The organism is Halalkalibacter krulwichiae (genome assembly GCF_002109385.1).
Lineage (GTDB): Bacteria > Bacillota > Bacilli > Bacillales > Bacillaceae_D > Halalkalibacter > Halalkalibacter krulwichiae.
The window spans coordinates 4,138,611-4,153,304 of the sequence record NZ_CP020814.1; the positions used below are offsets into that span (position 1 = coordinate 4,138,611).

Sequence of the window (14,694 nt, forward strand, 5' to 3'; positions counted from 1 at the left end):
CCTATAATAATTAATTTTTAATATTTTCAAATAATCTTCTTCTTAAAATATCTATTCTTTGAATAAACTGATACAAATACAATTAATATTAAAATCCAGCCAACGGCTCTTAATCTGGTTGCAGTCCCTATATTATCATTTGTAACAGCTATTAAACCTATCCAAACAAACGCGTGAAGTAAAACATAAATCTGCACTTTAGAAAGTAAATTTCTTTTCTTCCATATAAATAATAGTATAAGAATCATTGGTATAGTTTCAAAAAGAAATATAAATAAAGTACTTATACCGCTCAAATGCCAAGGTAAAGGCCCTATTAAATTACCTATAAAACTATGGAAATAATTGATGAAAAAAACAGGGAAAAAAGGATGATCTAAGTTAATCCACATCTGACTTCCACCTGAGTATAATGTTATCGCTGAATGCCTATAGTTTAAAGCCCCCCTAAGGGACATATCTAGATAAGGAATACTGTAGTCCATGAATAATGTGTAGTAAACTCCAAAAACTGTAATAAATGCCGTTAGAGTTAATATAGGCCTTCTTAGTTTTAAAAAACCTTTATACAATAAATAAAGAATTATACTAATAATGAAAGAAGCTAAAGCATACCCTCTAAATTCCCCTAATAACCAAAGAGATGGAAACAATAATATTAAAAATAAGAATCTATTTTTTTTATTAAAAATAACCTTTATACTTAATATTAAAGATAAAATGTAAAAAGAATAAATCCAAATATCTCTATTTATTGACAAACTTATATTCATAAAGAGGCTGACGTAACATACAAAACTTAACAACATTAAGATTTTTGAGGTGTATATAGGATTTAAGTCTCTTCCTAATTTTATTTGTTCAAGCTTATAGAATAATCTAATTAGATATAACCCTAAAAAAGTTAATATTATGAATCCAAAATAATTAAATATCCTAATAAAATATACACTTTCGATACCAGTAATCCTCATAATATTACCAATTATCAGTGGGTAAATTGAAGTTAATATTGCCTCCTGTCCAGCAGCTATCTTCTGAGATTCTTCCCAATAAAACATCCCGTCGTCCCCGCCGCCTAAAAATCTAAATGTTACACCCTCATTTCCTTGCCTTATAGCTAAAAAATAAAAAAATGTAGTTAATATTAAATAAAATAGAAAAAGAATCTGTTGCGTTGCCACCAGTAGAAATCTTTTTTGCCTCATTTAAACACCTTCATTTATTAGTCACATTCATTTACAAAGTATAACTTTCATAAATTTTTTTTATCTGTTTTATTACACTTTCATACGAATATTTTTTAACTTCTTTTAAGTTAATTGAACCATATCTTAAATCCTCAGCTTTAAATATTTTTTTTATAGCATTAGAAAAACCATTAATATCATCTGGTTTTACTAAATAACCACCTTTACCATCCTCAATTAAATCATTATTTCCTCTAATGTCCGAGCAGACTATAGGTAGCCCCGAAGCCATTGCTTCCATCATAGCAACTGATAACCCTTCTCTATAAGACGGAAATGCAAAGACATCCGATACTTGACAAATCTCTTTTATATCGTTGCGAAAACCCAATAATTTTACTTGATTACTTATTCCCAATTTTATTGATAATTCTCTTAGATAACTATCTAATTCACCTCGTCCGCATATTACATAAACTATATTTGGATTATCTAACTTTGCTATAGCCTTAATAACAGTTTCATGGTTTTTATTCTTATTAAGTTCACCCACCGAGAGTACAACAAATGCTTCCTCAGGAATTTCTAAATCCTTACGTTTTTTTTCTCTATCAACTGCGATACTGCAATACTTGTTAGTATCAAGACCAACTCCAGGAATATACATTATCTTTCCAGCTTTAAAAGATTTTTTTGCTCGTTCATAGTCTTCTTTATTAATAGTGATAAGTACATCAGTATTTCTAGACAACCAACGTTCTATTGGATAGTAAATCCCCCAATTAATCAATGGAGCACCGCTATAAAAGTGAAAACCGTGGGCAGTATAAACAACTTTGACATTCCGATTATTCCTACAGGCTAACCTTACACAAGCTGAAGCAACAGGTGTATGGGTGTGAACTAAATCATACTTCTCGCTATTAATTAGTCTCTTTAAATTTTTATATGCTGAATAGTTTACCCTATTTAAAGGAGATCGTTGAAATTCAATATTGTGTACAGTACATCCTAAGTTTGTTAATTCCGGATTTACTTCTTGAACAATATTGAAGGCAACATCAACTTGATGACCTTGTTCAATCAAAAGTTTTATATGTGGTATTAAGAACGCATTTACAGTATTAGATATTGTTGTAACATATAGTATTTTCATTCCCGTCTCCTTCTAAATCACTATCAGTCTATCTTCTTCGATGGAATTCCGACATAGGTCCCGGTTTGATTTATATCCTTAACCACTACAGCACCAGCACCAACTATACATCTGCACGTAATATTTACATTATTACTAACCACACTACCAATACCTAACCAAGTTCCTTTTCCAACCTTCACCGTACCAGCTAAATGCACTCCCGGTGACAAATGGACAAAATCTTCAATTAGATTATCATGATCTATTGTAGCACCAGTATTAATAATGCAACCTTTCCCGATTTTTGTGCAGCAATTTATAACAACACCAGCCATAATCACTGTACCAGATTCCACTTCTACTTGTTCTCCAATTACGCTATTTGGATGAATTAACTTAGGTATGCTCGCACCTTTTAATTCAAGGCTTTCCTGTAACTTTTTTCGAATAGCATTATTTCCAATACCTACAAAGATGTCACAATCATCTATATATGCAAAAGCCTCATCTGACTTCCCAATTACTTCTATTCCCAATGAGACTTTAATGTTTTCATTATCATCTAAAAAAGCAATACTCTGCCATTTACCCATTTTTAATGCAATATCAGCTACAACCTTACCATGTCCATTTGCACCAATTATAAGTAGTTTGTTTTTCATGATCCCATTCGTTCCTTTTTAGTTCCCTTAAAAGGTTCCATCGTTGCTGCAGTTTCTGAGTTGATCCCTTCTCTTACAAAAACCTTCTTAATCGTTAGAAAAATAATTTTCCAATCTTCTAGAAAACTAGCATTATCTACATATTCCACATCTAGATTAAACTTATCTTCCCAACTAATCGCATTCCTTCCACTGACTTGAGCTAATCCTGATAAACCAGGTCTAACTTCGTGTCGACGTTTTTGATGATCATTATAAAGGGGAAGATATTGTACAAGTAATGGTCTAGGCCCAATTATAGACATGTCACCTTTAAGAATATTAAATAGCTCTGGTAATTCATCAAGTGATGTAGAACGTAAAAACATACCAAACTTCGTCAACCTCATACTATCCGGTAATAACTCCCCATTCTCATCTCTCTCATCTGTCATAGTTCTGAATTTATACATCATAAAGACCTTTTCATTCAAGCCAGGACGTTGCTGCTTAAACAATACCGGACTCCCTAGTTTAGTTCTTACCAAGGTAGCTACTATTATGAGAACTGGACTAAGTGCTAAAATAGCAATCAATGACAATATGAAATCCATCGGTCTCTTTATAAATTTCCTATAAATACCACCTTTAGATGTCTCCATTAAAATCACCACAATTCCTTTATAATTTCTACAATTTTCTTCATCTGTGCATCCGTCATCTTCGTATCAGAAGGCAAACAAACCCCATTCTCAAACAACTTCTCTGATACATCGGTTCCGACAAAGTCATACTTTTCAAAGAACGGTTGCATATGGATCGGTTTCCAAACCGGCCTTGATTCGATATTCTCAGCTTCCAATGCTTCAAATATATCAATTGGTCTGACTTTACCAATCAAAGTCATTGAACTTAACCAATAATTCGGTGCATCCCATTCATTACTAGGCATAAACTCAACACCTTCAAGCCCACCAAGTTCTCTCTTATAGAACTCATAAATATATCTCTTTTTCTCAACTCTTTGATCTAGCACCTTAAGCTGCCCTCGACCAATACCAGCAACCACATTACTCATACGATAATTAAACCCTAATTCGCTATGTTGATAGTGTCTAGCTTGGTCTCTAGATTGAGTAGCCCAAAATCTAGCTTTAGAAATTCTCTCTTCATTATCAGAAACAAGCATCCCACCACCAGAAGTAGTGATTATTTTGTTTCCATTAAAAGAGAAGATGCCATAATCGCCAAAAGTCCCGGTATGCTTACCTTTATAGTAAGTTCCTAAACTTTCAGCAGCATCTTCTATTAATACAACATTGTGTTTCTTACAAAGTTCTACAATTCTATCCATATCAGCAGATAAACCATATAAATGAACAACAATAACTGCTTTAACTTCAGGATACTTTTGAAAAGCATCTTCTAATGCTTTAGGACACATATTCCACGTTTCATAATTACTATCAATAAATACTGGAACTGCATTTTGATAGATGATTGGATTAGCTGTAGCTGAGAATGTAAGTGTTGGACAGAACACAATATCCCCTTCACCAACTCCTGCAGCTCTTAAAGCTAAGTGAATAGCTGCAGTTCCAGAAGAAAGTGCTGCTGCAGCTTTAGAGCCAACTTTTTCTGCCAGCTCTCTTTCAAATCCATTTACGTTTTCTCCAAGAGGAGCAATCCAATTTGTATCAAAAGCTTCCTTTACATATTCCATTTCATAACCTTCATCACTCATATGCGGTGATGAAAGAAAAATTCTCTCGTTCACTTTTGTTGTCTCCATCTATAGACTTCCTTCCATCGTTAAGTTAATATTTTAGTAGATTAGGACTTATTTGGAATCTTCAATACTATTACTCCAACCAACTTCTAAACCACTAAAAACGTTATCTACGTCTAATAGCCACCTCGTAATATCTATTCAATCTACCAAGCAAATACGAAATAGATATTCACTCCATAATCACTTCAAACCGAGTTTCTTCCTATTATATATACCATTCAATCAATCTATAAATCTCACTAAAAACGCCTCTAACCCTTATCCCACAAGGCTTCCAGCATCTTATCTGATTACGATACTCAGTTCCTTAACTCCATTCAATATTTTTCCATGTTTTTGGTTACCAAAAACCCCGTCAAATCAACGTTTTCTAAACTTAAAATATCTGATTTTAGCCCCATTTTATCTTTATATACTAACAAAATGGTACTATGTTATATAGATAAATCCCATATATTGTATACTTTTGTGTATTTTCTCTGTTTTTAACACAATATGCTGTGGTTATCTCTTGACCATTCTGACTTCCTAATGTACATTCAATCATTTCTTATTTTTTACAAGGTAAAAAATGGGTAGTTTTCCAAATTAATATCCCTTAGTTGGGATTTTTGCCTTTAATACTTATAAATGGTCTTATGTTAAATATAAAAAAAAAGTATATTGTATATCAAATGATCTCCCAACGAATTATTACAATTTATAGCAATTACCTATTGCCCATTTAAACTTTTTATAGTGTAGTTTATTTATTATTTATGAGTGCTATAATTTAACGATGACTTTCTTCTCCCCTTCATTTAAAAATTCTAAACAAATGAAAACTATTAAAGAATCGGAATATCCTCTCCATCTTCTCTACTATTCTCACTGCACTGAACTCTCCCGTCGAGGTAATCTAACTCGCAATCGCAAACACTTAGATCAAATTGCTCCAAGTATTGAGTAAATAAAATATTTGTATGCTGAATACTCCCAAGGGCCATATACACTTGGTATCCATTTTGGACTTCAGCAACTGTGAAGTTACAAGCCTCTTCTTCAGCCTCAGATATCACACCAATAAATTTTGGGACTACAATACCTGCTAAAATGGCGATTACTACAACAACTACCAAGACCTCCACTAATGTCAGTCCCTTTTCATTTATTCTTCTCTTACAATTACTTATTTTATTTTTCACCATTTTGAGTGAACCACCCTTAATACATTACAATTAAAGTTCTCGTAATTTGCTAACTCTTAGGTGATATAGAAAAAGAAGAAAACTTAGTACTTTCCTTCTTTTTCTCATCAATACTTTTTTGCATCTATTTGACTATATTTAAAACCCTTAACTCATCGACACGGAAGTTCCCAATATTTAATAGTCGTTCTCGAAGCTCTTCCTTAGAAAGGCCTTCAAACTTCTCAACCAATCCATATGTCACATTGATATTTACCTCAGGTGTCTTCCCACGGTAGATCTTCGGATATACCTGTTCATCATGTACTTCATCCTTGCCAAGTAATTCCTCAAACATTTTCTCTCCAGGTCTCATACCTGTAAAAACAATCGGAATTTCTTCTTCTGTATAACCAGATAGGCGAATAAGATTCTTCGCAAGATCAACAATCTTAACTGGCTCTCCCATATCTAAGACGAATACTTCTCCACCTTCAGCTAAAGCACCCGCTTGAAGCACAAGCCTAGATGCTTCTGGAATCGTCATAAAGTAACGAATCATATCTGGATGCGTAACTGTCACAGGACCTCCATTTTGTATCTGCTGCTTAAATAATGGTATGACACTACCACGACTGCCCAGTACATTCCCAAATCTAACTGCGACAAACCTTGTATCACTAATCATATTCATATGCTGCACAACCATCTCAGCAATTCGCTTTGTCGCTCCCATCACACTTGTAGGGTTGACCGCTTTATCTGTTGACACCATGACAAACGTGTTAACTGATGACGCATCTGCAGCTTCTGCGACATTCCTTGTTCCAATCACATTGTTCTTCACCGCTTCTTCAGGGTTACGTTCCATTAACGGTACATGCTTATGAGCAGCGGCATGGAAAACAACATGTGGTTTCCGATTATTCATAATGGAAAACATCTTATCCCGATCTTGAACATCAGCGATTTCTGTTGAAATGTTTAAGTCCGGTGATGTTCTTCTAAGTTCCATTTCAATTGTATAGATGCTATTTTCACCATGACCAAGTAAAACCAATTCTTGCGGATTAAAAATTGAAATTTGACGACAAATTTCAGAACCTATCGAACCACCCGCTCCTGTTACAAGAACCGTTTTCCCTTTAATGTAATCTTCAATTCCTTTAATATCTAGTTCCACTGGTTCACGACCAAGCAGATCCTCCACTTCTACATCCCGGAACTGATTAACTGAAACCTTTCCTGACATAATATCCTCAATTCGCGGAAGAATTTGCGTTTTCGCCTTTGTCTTCGAGCATTCTTCAAAAATTTTGTTTAACTCATGACGAGATAATGACGGAATCGCAATGACAATATGTTCAATGCTCTCTTCATTGACAGTCTTTTCTATTGCTTCTACTCCTCCAACGACAGGGAGGTTCAACAGCTCTAACTGCTGCTTTGATACGTCATCATCAATAAAAGCAACCGGGTGTAGGTCAGCTTCTTGACTTTGTTGAAGCTGTCTAGCGACCATCGTTCCTGCCGCACCAGCACCAATGATTAATGTTTTCTTTTTATCGGTAACCGGGCGAATATAATAGTCTCGATACAATCGCCACGAAAAACGCGAACCTCCGATTAAGAGGATGTGCATCATCCAAGTTATTGCCAATGTACGTAATGCAACCTCTTGGAAAAAGATTAATTGCACACAACCTGTAATTAAGATTGAAAACGTAACAGCTTTAAAGATTGCGCTCAGCTCTGGCATGCTTGCATATTGCCAAACTTTTTTATAAAGCTTGTACTTATAAGCAAAAATATGATGGCCCGCTAATAACGTAATCGCACTTGCAAACAAGAACGTCGTAAATGGATTCGCCAAAGGGATTAATAAGAAATTGCTAATAAAAATACATGATAGCACGATAAGCGAATCAACCGACATGAGTGCTGCAACTCGTTTATGATAGGACATAGAATTTCTCCTTTCTTTCAAAAAAGTGATTTGAATTGTTCCAAAAGATGAGCTAGTTAGCCTTCTTCTCCTACATTAAAGCTTTGTTTTTCTTTAATAATTGTTCCATTTCACGTAATAATGGTCCACGCAAAGCTTTATTTTCCAAAGCGAAGTTTAGTGTTGTTGTCACAAATCCAAGTTTCTCACCTACATCAAAACGCTCACCCTCAAAGTCATATGCATAGACAGACTGAATTTGATTTAAGCGTTGGATCGCATCTGTTAATTGAATCTCTCCACCAGCACCTGTTTTTTGATTTTCTAATAACTCAAAGATTTCAGGAGTTAATAAGTAACGACCCATAATCGCTAAGTTTGACGGTGCAGTTCCTTGCTCTGGCTTTTCAACAAAATTACTTACTTGATACGTGCGACCTTTTTGTGAAATTGGATCAACAATTCCATATCGATGAGTTTGATCTGCAGCAACCGTTTGAACGCCGATAACAGATGACCCTGTTTCGTTATATACGTCGATTAATTGTTTTGTGCAAGGTGTTTCAGACTTCACAATGTCATCTCCAAGTAACACCGCAAATGGCTCATCCCCAATAAACTTCCGTGCACACCATACGGCATGTCCTAAACCTTTTGGATCTTTTTGACGAATATAGTGAATATCTACTTTTGAAGCTTCTTGGACTTTATCTAGTAAATCGTATTTTTCTTTTTCAATTAGGTTTTGCTCTAACTCAAACGCATGATCAAAATGATCTTCAATCGCACGTTTTCCTTTTCCCGTTACAATAATGATGTCTTCGATTCCAGCTTCAACCGCTTCTTCTATAATGTATTGAATCGTTGGCTTATCAACAATCGGTAGCATCTCTTTCGGCATTGCTTTTGTCGCTGGTAAAAATCTCGTTCCAAGCCCGGCAGCCGGAATAATTGCCTTGCGTACTTTCTTCATTTATAAGAACCCCTCACTTATTTTCATTATCATAAATAAAACCCTAACCCATCGTCCCACTTTGTTCTATTAGTCGAATGATAGGTTAAGGTTTTATTAGAATAAGAGGCATCTAACCCCTCCTCACATCACACCAGCGACGACTTCGCGTCTAAGGTTGTCCACCCACAGCGTGACCGAGTGCCTCCATCGATAATGGCAAGGAGACATTGCCAAAGTTGCTTTTTTTGTTTTAGCGTGTTCCCTCTTGTCTTCTTATCTCAATCGCTTGTTTAAGCAGTAGATCGATTGCTTCTAACTTATCCTTTGGTGCATCTTGCTTAATATAGCGAATTGCTTTTATAATTGATTTAGGCATTTTATCTAATTCTTTCATCGAGAACATCCCTCACCTTAAAACACAAGAGCAATCGACTCACTCTCGCATGACAAATGACCTAGTTATTGTTTGATAATCGACAATCCGATTGGCTTTCCACATAATATCACAAATCTTTCACATTTTTGATGTTAAAAGAAGATTACCGATATTTACAAAATCCCTTTAAAATTCATAGGTTTTATCTCATTTCATCATATAATTGTATAAGCTAATCTGACACAATTCAACAACTTCCCTACGTCATTATTCGACATATTCCTATGAAATCGCAACCATGCCTTTAGTCTTAAAGAACTAGCAATAATTACCCTCCATTTACATGCGAAAGGACACTTCTTTTTCAGATGACAAGTGTCCTTTCTCTTCAATGCTAGAACAAGTTGAAAAACTTCTTTCTTTTCTTCACTCGCTCAGGCGGCATTAAGTTAATATGTTGTCCACTTACTACTAGCTCCGCATTCTCTTGAAACATGTACACCATTTGTAATCCAAATTGTTCCTCTAACACACGGTATGCTTCCCTCATATGAAACGGTCGACTTGTGATATTGTGAGCATCTGAGGCGATGAAATGAGCTAAGTTAGCCTCAATTAGCTGCTCTGATAAAGTTTTGATCTTTTTGCCAAGATGTCCCGCTAAGCTTGTTGCTGTAATTTGGGTTAACACGCCTGTATTCACAAGTTCAAATAGTTTATTCGGATCTTCTGAGAATACTTTGTTTCGTTCAGGATGGGCGATAATCGGCGTGCAACCTGTCATTTGAATGTCGTATAGAAGTCTTGATGTGTAGTGTGGAATGCTGTTTGTTGGTAACTCCACTAGGATGTATTTATGATCTTTAGTCATTGGTAGAACATCTTTTGAATTCAAGTTCTCAAGAAGGTCCCCATGTATTCGAACTTCTTGAGAAGGTAGTACATTAATGGCAATTTCAGCTTCCTTTAATGCTTGGTTTAATTCATCTACCTTTTGTAGGACGGATGGACCGTCATTTTCAAATGACGGGTGTTTATGATGAGGAGTCGCAATGATCGTTGTAATCCCTTCTGCTTCCGCTGCTCTCGCTAACTCTAAGCTTTCTGCTAGATTACGAGGTCCGTCATCTACTCCTGGCAGTATGTGACAATGGATATCAATCATTGCTTCTCCTCCTTACGATTGTTTATTTTTGGTTACTATAATAGTAATAATAATTTCCAGCTTCTATTTCTTTGTTGTTTAATACCGCACCAAGAATGTGTGCATTGGCTTTTTGAAGCAATTCTTTTGCTTTCTTCACACCTTCGCGTTCGGTTTTACCGCTAGAGACAACAAGTACGGTTCCATCACATTTGCTCGAGAGGATTTGTGCATCCGTTACGGCCATTACAGGTGGGCTATCTAGAATAATGACATCAAACATTTCTTGTGCACGTTCAAGGATCAAACCCATCATGCGTGAATTTAATAACTCAGCTGGATTTGGTGGGATCGGTCCACATGTTAATAATGATAAGTTTTCGATCTTTGTTTCTTGAATCGCTTGTTCTAAGCTTGATTGCTTTGTTAAAACATTTGTTAAGCCCGTTAAGTTTGGTGTGCTAAATGTGTAATGAGCTGTTGGCTTACGCATATCAGCATCGATCATTAGAACAGATTGTCCTGTTTGTGCCATAACCACTGCTAAGTTGGCTGCAGTTGTTGATTTTCCTTCTCCTGGTCCAGCTGATGTCACAAGAATCGTTTTGATCTCGCGGTCAACGGCTGAGAAAGCAATGTTTGATCGGATCGTACGGTATTGCTCTGAAATAGGAGAGCTTTTGCTAATGTCTGTAATCAGGTTTCGTTGGTTCTTCAATGTTAATTTTTTATCTTTACGAGCCATTTTGTTCACTCCTATTTCTTTTGTCTAGTTCCGCTTTTTTCGTCAAACGTTGCTATCACACCGAGTACAGGTAGATCTAGAACGTCTTCAATGTCTTTTTCTGTCTTCATCGTTGTATCTAAGTATTCAAGTAAGAAGGCAAGTCCGATTGCTGCCATTAATCCAACGACAAAGGCAATCGCCATGTTCAAGTTCGGATTTGGTTTTACCGGTGATGGTGATTCTGATACTTGTGCTGGTGATAAGATGCTGACGTTATCGACGTTCATAATATCGGCGATTTCACGTTGAAAGACGGTCGCAATTGTGTTGGCAATGTGCGCCGCTGTTGCTGGTTGTTCGTGTTCGACTGTAATGTTGACAACTTGTGAGTTATTTTGACTTCCGACGGTTACTTTGCTATTTAATTGACTAACGGACTCCGTTAAGTTCGCTTCTTCAATTACTTTTTCTAGAATGATTGGACTTTTGATAATAACGTTGTATGTGTTTATGAGTTCTATGTTTGTACGTATTTCGTTTGAGCTATAAAATTGATCATTGCTGCTCGCTTGGTTGACGAGAATCTGTGTTGAGCTTTGATAAATTGGTGTTAAGAGGTAAAAACTTACGAGTGCGCTAATTAATACAGCGATAATTGGGATAATAATAATGAGTTTCAAACGTCTGCGTAACGTTCGGAAAATATCTTGTAAGCTAATCGTTTCTTCCATTCTATTAAAGGACCTCCTAAATTTGTAATTAGCAATAGAAAGAATTATATCACAGATTGTCATTTTCTGTAGATGTTTTTGTTGCTTGCTTTATATAATTTAACTATAATTGCAGAAGAAATCCAGACCATATTTATGGAAATTTACTGAGACGTAAGAAAGAGGAGGGCCTTGTGAAGTCGAAAATTCTTATTACTTTAGGATTATTTTTTGGTGTTATTGCTGTCGCCGTTGGTGGGTACGGCTTCTATCTATATAAGTCTGTTACCGATACGGCGCAGGAGATTCATGAGCCGATTGAGCGTGTCACTGAAAAGCGAGAGGTGGAAGTTGATGTCGAACAAAGTGAGCCGATTTCCTTCTTAATTGCCGGTGTTGATTCACGTGGGGATGATCATGAAGGTCGATCGGATACGATTATTGTCATGACGGTTAATCCGGATGATCGTTCGGTAAAGATGTTAAGTATTCCTCGTGATACGCGGACAGAGATTGAAGGTCGAGGGTTGGACAAGATTAACCATGCCTATGCGTTTGGTGGGGTTGAGCTGACGATGGATACGGTGGAGCACTTCCTTGATATTCCGATTGATCATTATGTCAGTGTCAATATGGAAGGGTTTAAAGGGTTGATTGATGCGCTTGGTGGCGTGCAAGTCGAGAATGATTTTGCTTTTTCACAGAATGGGCATCGGTTTGAAGAAGGAACATTGTTCTTATCTGGTGATGAGGCTCTTGCATACTCGAGAATGCGTTATGAAGATCCGCGTGGGGACTTCGGCCGAAATGATCGCCAGCGTCAAATTGTCGAAGCGGTCATTCAAGAAGGAGCACAGATTAGTTCGATTACGAGAGCGGGTAGTATTTTAGAGGAAGTTGGGAAATCAGTAAGAACGGATCTTGATTTGGATGCGATGTGGAAGATTCAAGATAAGTACCGCGACGCTCGTCATCATGTTGAGCAAATGGAGATTAGCGGGGTTGGTACTCGTATTAATGGAATCTATTATTTAGAAGTTCCGGATGAGGAAGTCTCTCGTGTAAGTAATGAGCTTCGGGTTCATTTAGGCCTTGAAGTGGACGAGAGTGTGACAGTTGCTGAATAAGTTTGAAATAGAGATTCTTGGGGTATGAACCTTATGAATCTCTTTTTTTGTGTAAAAGTTGAATAAAACCTTAAAGTAATGTCAAGAATTGTCGATAATAGAAAAGTATCATGCGAAAAAGGCAAAGTCTGTGAAAGCAGATGACGCAAAGCTATAGGGGCTTCATTGGCCAATGAATTGGTCATTATGCCAGCCAGCTACCGAGAACTGCCTCCGTGTGATGACTTTATTTGGAGGAGGAATGACAATGTTTTACACACCAGAACAATTGCACAAGAGAAAGAAAATCAAGCAAGTTGCTTACACCGTTGTCCTTTCCACTGTTGGGATTGCACTAGCAGTTGGAGTTTCTGTCTTAGTCGGCGGAATGTAAGAATTGATTGATTGGCTCCTCGTGCCTATTGTCCTTGGGTGGAGCTTGTATTCCCTGATTTCCTAGATAGATTTCATCTATCTGGGGCATGATGTAAAAAGGCCTTCCAAGTTGGGAGGTCTTTTTTCGTACTTTTTTTCGGTTCGACAATATTCTCGGTTGATAGTGTACCTGGAGTTTCTTATAATGGAAGTAATTACATAAATAGATTATCACTATGAATATATTATAAAATAGATCGGGGGAAGATTGGACGATGCCTTTTATTAGTGTGAAGCCAGTATGGACACCACTTGCGTTAGTTGGAGTAAAACTATTAAAAGATACGGAAGATCGCTATTACTTAAAGATTTGGGGCGGAGAATTAAAAAAGATCATGTAGGTACTTTTACGTTCTATTATTCTGGGTCTTATTTCGCACTATTACATTCTTATATTATTTAGTAGGAGCCAGTTCTCGAGGGGAGAGCTGGCTTTTTGTTTTTAGTTGTTCTTTTCAATGAGGGATTCAATCGTCTTTAAGTGGTTGGTGTTGCTAATGATTTGCGATTCACCGACATATTGATCATCAATTTTTAGATAAGTCGTTGTGGTCCTTGAGAAGTTCTCTCTTATCTTATGATTTGCTGTTATTCCTATTGTGTATTTTCTATTTTGCACTCGGACATCGTCATCTTTTTTCAGTTTGATTTGATTGAGGTCTTCTAGGATTTCTTGAATGAGTGAGTCGTCTTCGATTGTCGTGCGTGCTGCGGGTTCGGCTCTGTCTCCAGATAAGTCGTTCACTGTTATGGAGATGCTTCTAATCTCGCTATCTTCGGGAACGAGGTCCTGGAATGTTGTGTATTTGGTTTGGTTGATTAGGAGAATGGTTCCGAGAATGATAGTGAGTGTTACGGCAAGTAGCGCGATTTTATTCTTGATGAAACGACTTAGTAGAAAGATAAGCGCCGTTAGGAGAATGGCTATTAGTAGGTAATGGAATAGTTGCCATGATAGATCAAAGAAAAGGTTCATAACTACCTCCTCCCCTTCCTTTGTGTCACATTAGGGTTAAAGCGACTGCCACTCGTTCGGCAATCGCTCTCGTTACTTTATTGTTTAAATGTTAACCCTTCTTCTTCTAATAGAGTTCTCATTGTTGGGATGGAAGCTGGGCCAATCCCGTGGATTTTTAGGATTTCTTTTTCGGTATGGGTTGAGAGTTTTTGCAGTGTGTCGATGCCTTCGTGGAGCAAGGCACTTCTTGCAGGTGAACTGAGTTTTGAAAGGAAGCCGCTAGAGGGCTTATTCTCTTTGTCACACGTAGGGCAACTTGTGCAGTCACTGCTTTTGTAATAGGTATGTCCTTTATCGCACGTTCTTAAGGTTTTTTCTGTTGGCAATTGGATCCCTCCGAATATATTATTA

17 protein-coding genes and 1 riboswitch are annotated in these 14,694 nt (G+C 36.7%); of the genes, 3 read left to right on the forward strand and 14 right to left on the reverse strand.

Annotated elements, in window-relative coordinates; genetic code table 11:
* Nucleotides 1–26 precede the first annotated feature (26 nt).
* From BkAM31D_RS20880 to BkAM31D_RS20930, 12 genes are all read right to left on the reverse strand, one after another.
* Nucleotides 27–1,208, reverse strand: coding sequence for a hypothetical protein (locus tag BkAM31D_RS20880; RefSeq protein ID WP_066157507.1), 1,182 nt, complete (start codon nucleotides 1,206–1,208; stop codon nucleotides 27–29).
* Nucleotides 1,209–1,239: 31 nt separating this feature from the next.
* On the reverse strand, nucleotides 1,240–2,346 hold the full coding sequence (locus tag BkAM31D_RS20885) for a glycosyltransferase family 4 protein (protein WP_066157510.1): 1,107 nt from the start codon (nucleotides 2,344–2,346) through the stop codon (nucleotides 1,240–1,242).
* 23 nt (nucleotides 2,347–2,369) lie between these two features.
* The gene (locus BkAM31D_RS20890) at nucleotides 2,370–2,990 is read right to left on the reverse strand and encodes an acetyltransferase (RefSeq protein WP_066157513.1); all 621 of its coding nucleotides are present in this window, start codon (nucleotides 2,988–2,990) and stop codon (nucleotides 2,370–2,372) included.
* Nucleotides 2,987–3,631 (reverse strand): sugar transferase, encoded by a 645-nt coding sequence (locus tag BkAM31D_RS20895; protein WP_066157516.1) that lies wholly within the window; start codon nucleotides 3,629–3,631, stop codon nucleotides 2,987–2,989. Before BkAM31D_RS20895 ends, BkAM31D_RS20890 begins: the two co-directional genes overlap by 4 nt.
* A gap of 5 nt (nucleotides 3,632–3,636) precedes the next feature.
* On the reverse strand, nucleotides 3,637–4,746 hold the full coding sequence (locus BkAM31D_RS20900; RefSeq protein ID WP_066157616.1) for a DegT/DnrJ/EryC1/StrS family aminotransferase: 1,110 nt from the start codon (nucleotides 4,744–4,746) through the stop codon (nucleotides 3,637–3,639).
* Between the two features lie 842 nt (nucleotides 4,747–5,588).
* Nucleotides 5,589–5,888, reverse strand: coding sequence for a hypothetical protein (locus tag BkAM31D_RS20905; RefSeq protein ID WP_218017041.1), 300 nt, complete (start codon nucleotides 5,886–5,888; stop codon nucleotides 5,589–5,591).
* A gap of 184 nt (nucleotides 5,889–6,072) precedes the next feature.
* Entirely contained in the window at nucleotides 6,073–7,893 is a 1,821-nt protein-coding gene (locus BkAM31D_RS20910; protein ID WP_066157521.1) for a polysaccharide biosynthesis protein, read from the reverse strand.
* A gap of 70 nt (nucleotides 7,894–7,963) precedes the next feature.
* Nucleotides 7,964–8,845 carry a UTP--glucose-1-phosphate uridylyltransferase GalU gene (galU, locus tag BkAM31D_RS20915; RefSeq protein WP_066157524.1) on the reverse strand — a complete coding sequence of 294 codons (882 nt, stop codon included), beginning with the start codon at nucleotides 8,843–8,845 and terminating at the stop codon, nucleotides 7,964–7,966.
* 232 nt (nucleotides 8,846–9,077) lie between these two features.
* The gene (locus BkAM31D_RS23780) at nucleotides 9,078–9,221 is read right to left on the reverse strand and encodes a hypothetical protein (protein ID WP_157076873.1); all 144 of its coding nucleotides are present in this window, start codon (nucleotides 9,219–9,221) and stop codon (nucleotides 9,078–9,080) included.
* A gap of 376 nt (nucleotides 9,222–9,597) precedes the next feature.
* A complete protein-coding gene (locus tag BkAM31D_RS20920) occupies nucleotides 9,598–10,368 on the reverse strand; it encodes a tyrosine-protein phosphatase (protein WP_066157527.1) in 771 nt (256 codons plus the stop codon).
* Between the two features lie 22 nt (nucleotides 10,369–10,390).
* Nucleotides 10,391–11,092 (reverse strand): CpsD/CapB family tyrosine-protein kinase, encoded by a 702-nt coding sequence (locus BkAM31D_RS20925; RefSeq protein ID WP_066157530.1) that lies wholly within the window; start codon nucleotides 11,090–11,092, stop codon nucleotides 10,391–10,393.
* Between the two features lie 11 nt (nucleotides 11,093–11,103).
* Nucleotides 11,104–11,805 carry a YveK family protein gene (locus BkAM31D_RS20930; RefSeq protein WP_066157532.1) on the reverse strand — a complete coding sequence of 234 codons (702 nt, stop codon included), beginning with the start codon at nucleotides 11,803–11,805 and terminating at the stop codon, nucleotides 11,104–11,106.
* Nucleotides 11,806–11,978: 173 nt separating this feature from the next.
* Here BkAM31D_RS20930 and BkAM31D_RS20935 point away from each other — a divergent pair, with 173 nt between their 5' ends.
* The 3 genes from BkAM31D_RS20935 (at nucleotide 11,979) to BkAM31D_RS24610 (ending at nucleotide 13,666) form a co-directional block, all read left to right on the forward strand.
* Nucleotides 11,979–12,911, forward strand: coding sequence for an LCP family glycopolymer transferase (locus BkAM31D_RS20935; protein WP_235820508.1), 933 nt, complete (start codon nucleotides 11,979–11,981; stop codon nucleotides 12,909–12,911).
* A gap of 110 nt (nucleotides 12,912–13,021) precedes the next feature.
* Nucleotides 13,022–13,116: riboswitch (cyclic di-GMP riboswitch) on the forward strand.
* Nucleotides 13,084–13,284, forward strand: coding sequence for a hypothetical protein (locus BkAM31D_RS23785; RefSeq protein WP_157076874.1), 201 nt, complete (start codon nucleotides 13,084–13,086; stop codon nucleotides 13,282–13,284). (Overlaps the previous riboswitch by 33 nt.)
* 256 nt (nucleotides 13,285–13,540) lie before the next feature.
* Entirely contained in the window at nucleotides 13,541–13,666 is a 126-nt protein-coding gene (locus tag BkAM31D_RS24610) for a hypothetical protein (RefSeq protein ID WP_257391612.1), read from the forward strand.
* Nucleotides 13,667–13,767: 101 nt separating this feature from the next.
* Here the strand turns inward: BkAM31D_RS24610 and BkAM31D_RS20940 are convergent, their stop codons facing one another.
* On the reverse strand, nucleotides 13,768–14,301 hold the full coding sequence (locus BkAM31D_RS20940; RefSeq protein ID WP_066157539.1) for a hypothetical protein: 534 nt from the start codon (nucleotides 14,299–14,301) through the stop codon (nucleotides 13,768–13,770).
* A 77-nt stretch (nucleotides 14,302–14,378) separates the two neighbouring features.
* A complete protein-coding gene (locus BkAM31D_RS20945; RefSeq protein WP_066157541.1) occupies nucleotides 14,379–14,669 on the reverse strand; it encodes an RNA polymerase alpha subunit C-terminal domain-containing protein in 291 nt (96 codons plus the stop codon).
* Nucleotides 14,670–14,694: the final 25 nt, after the last annotated feature.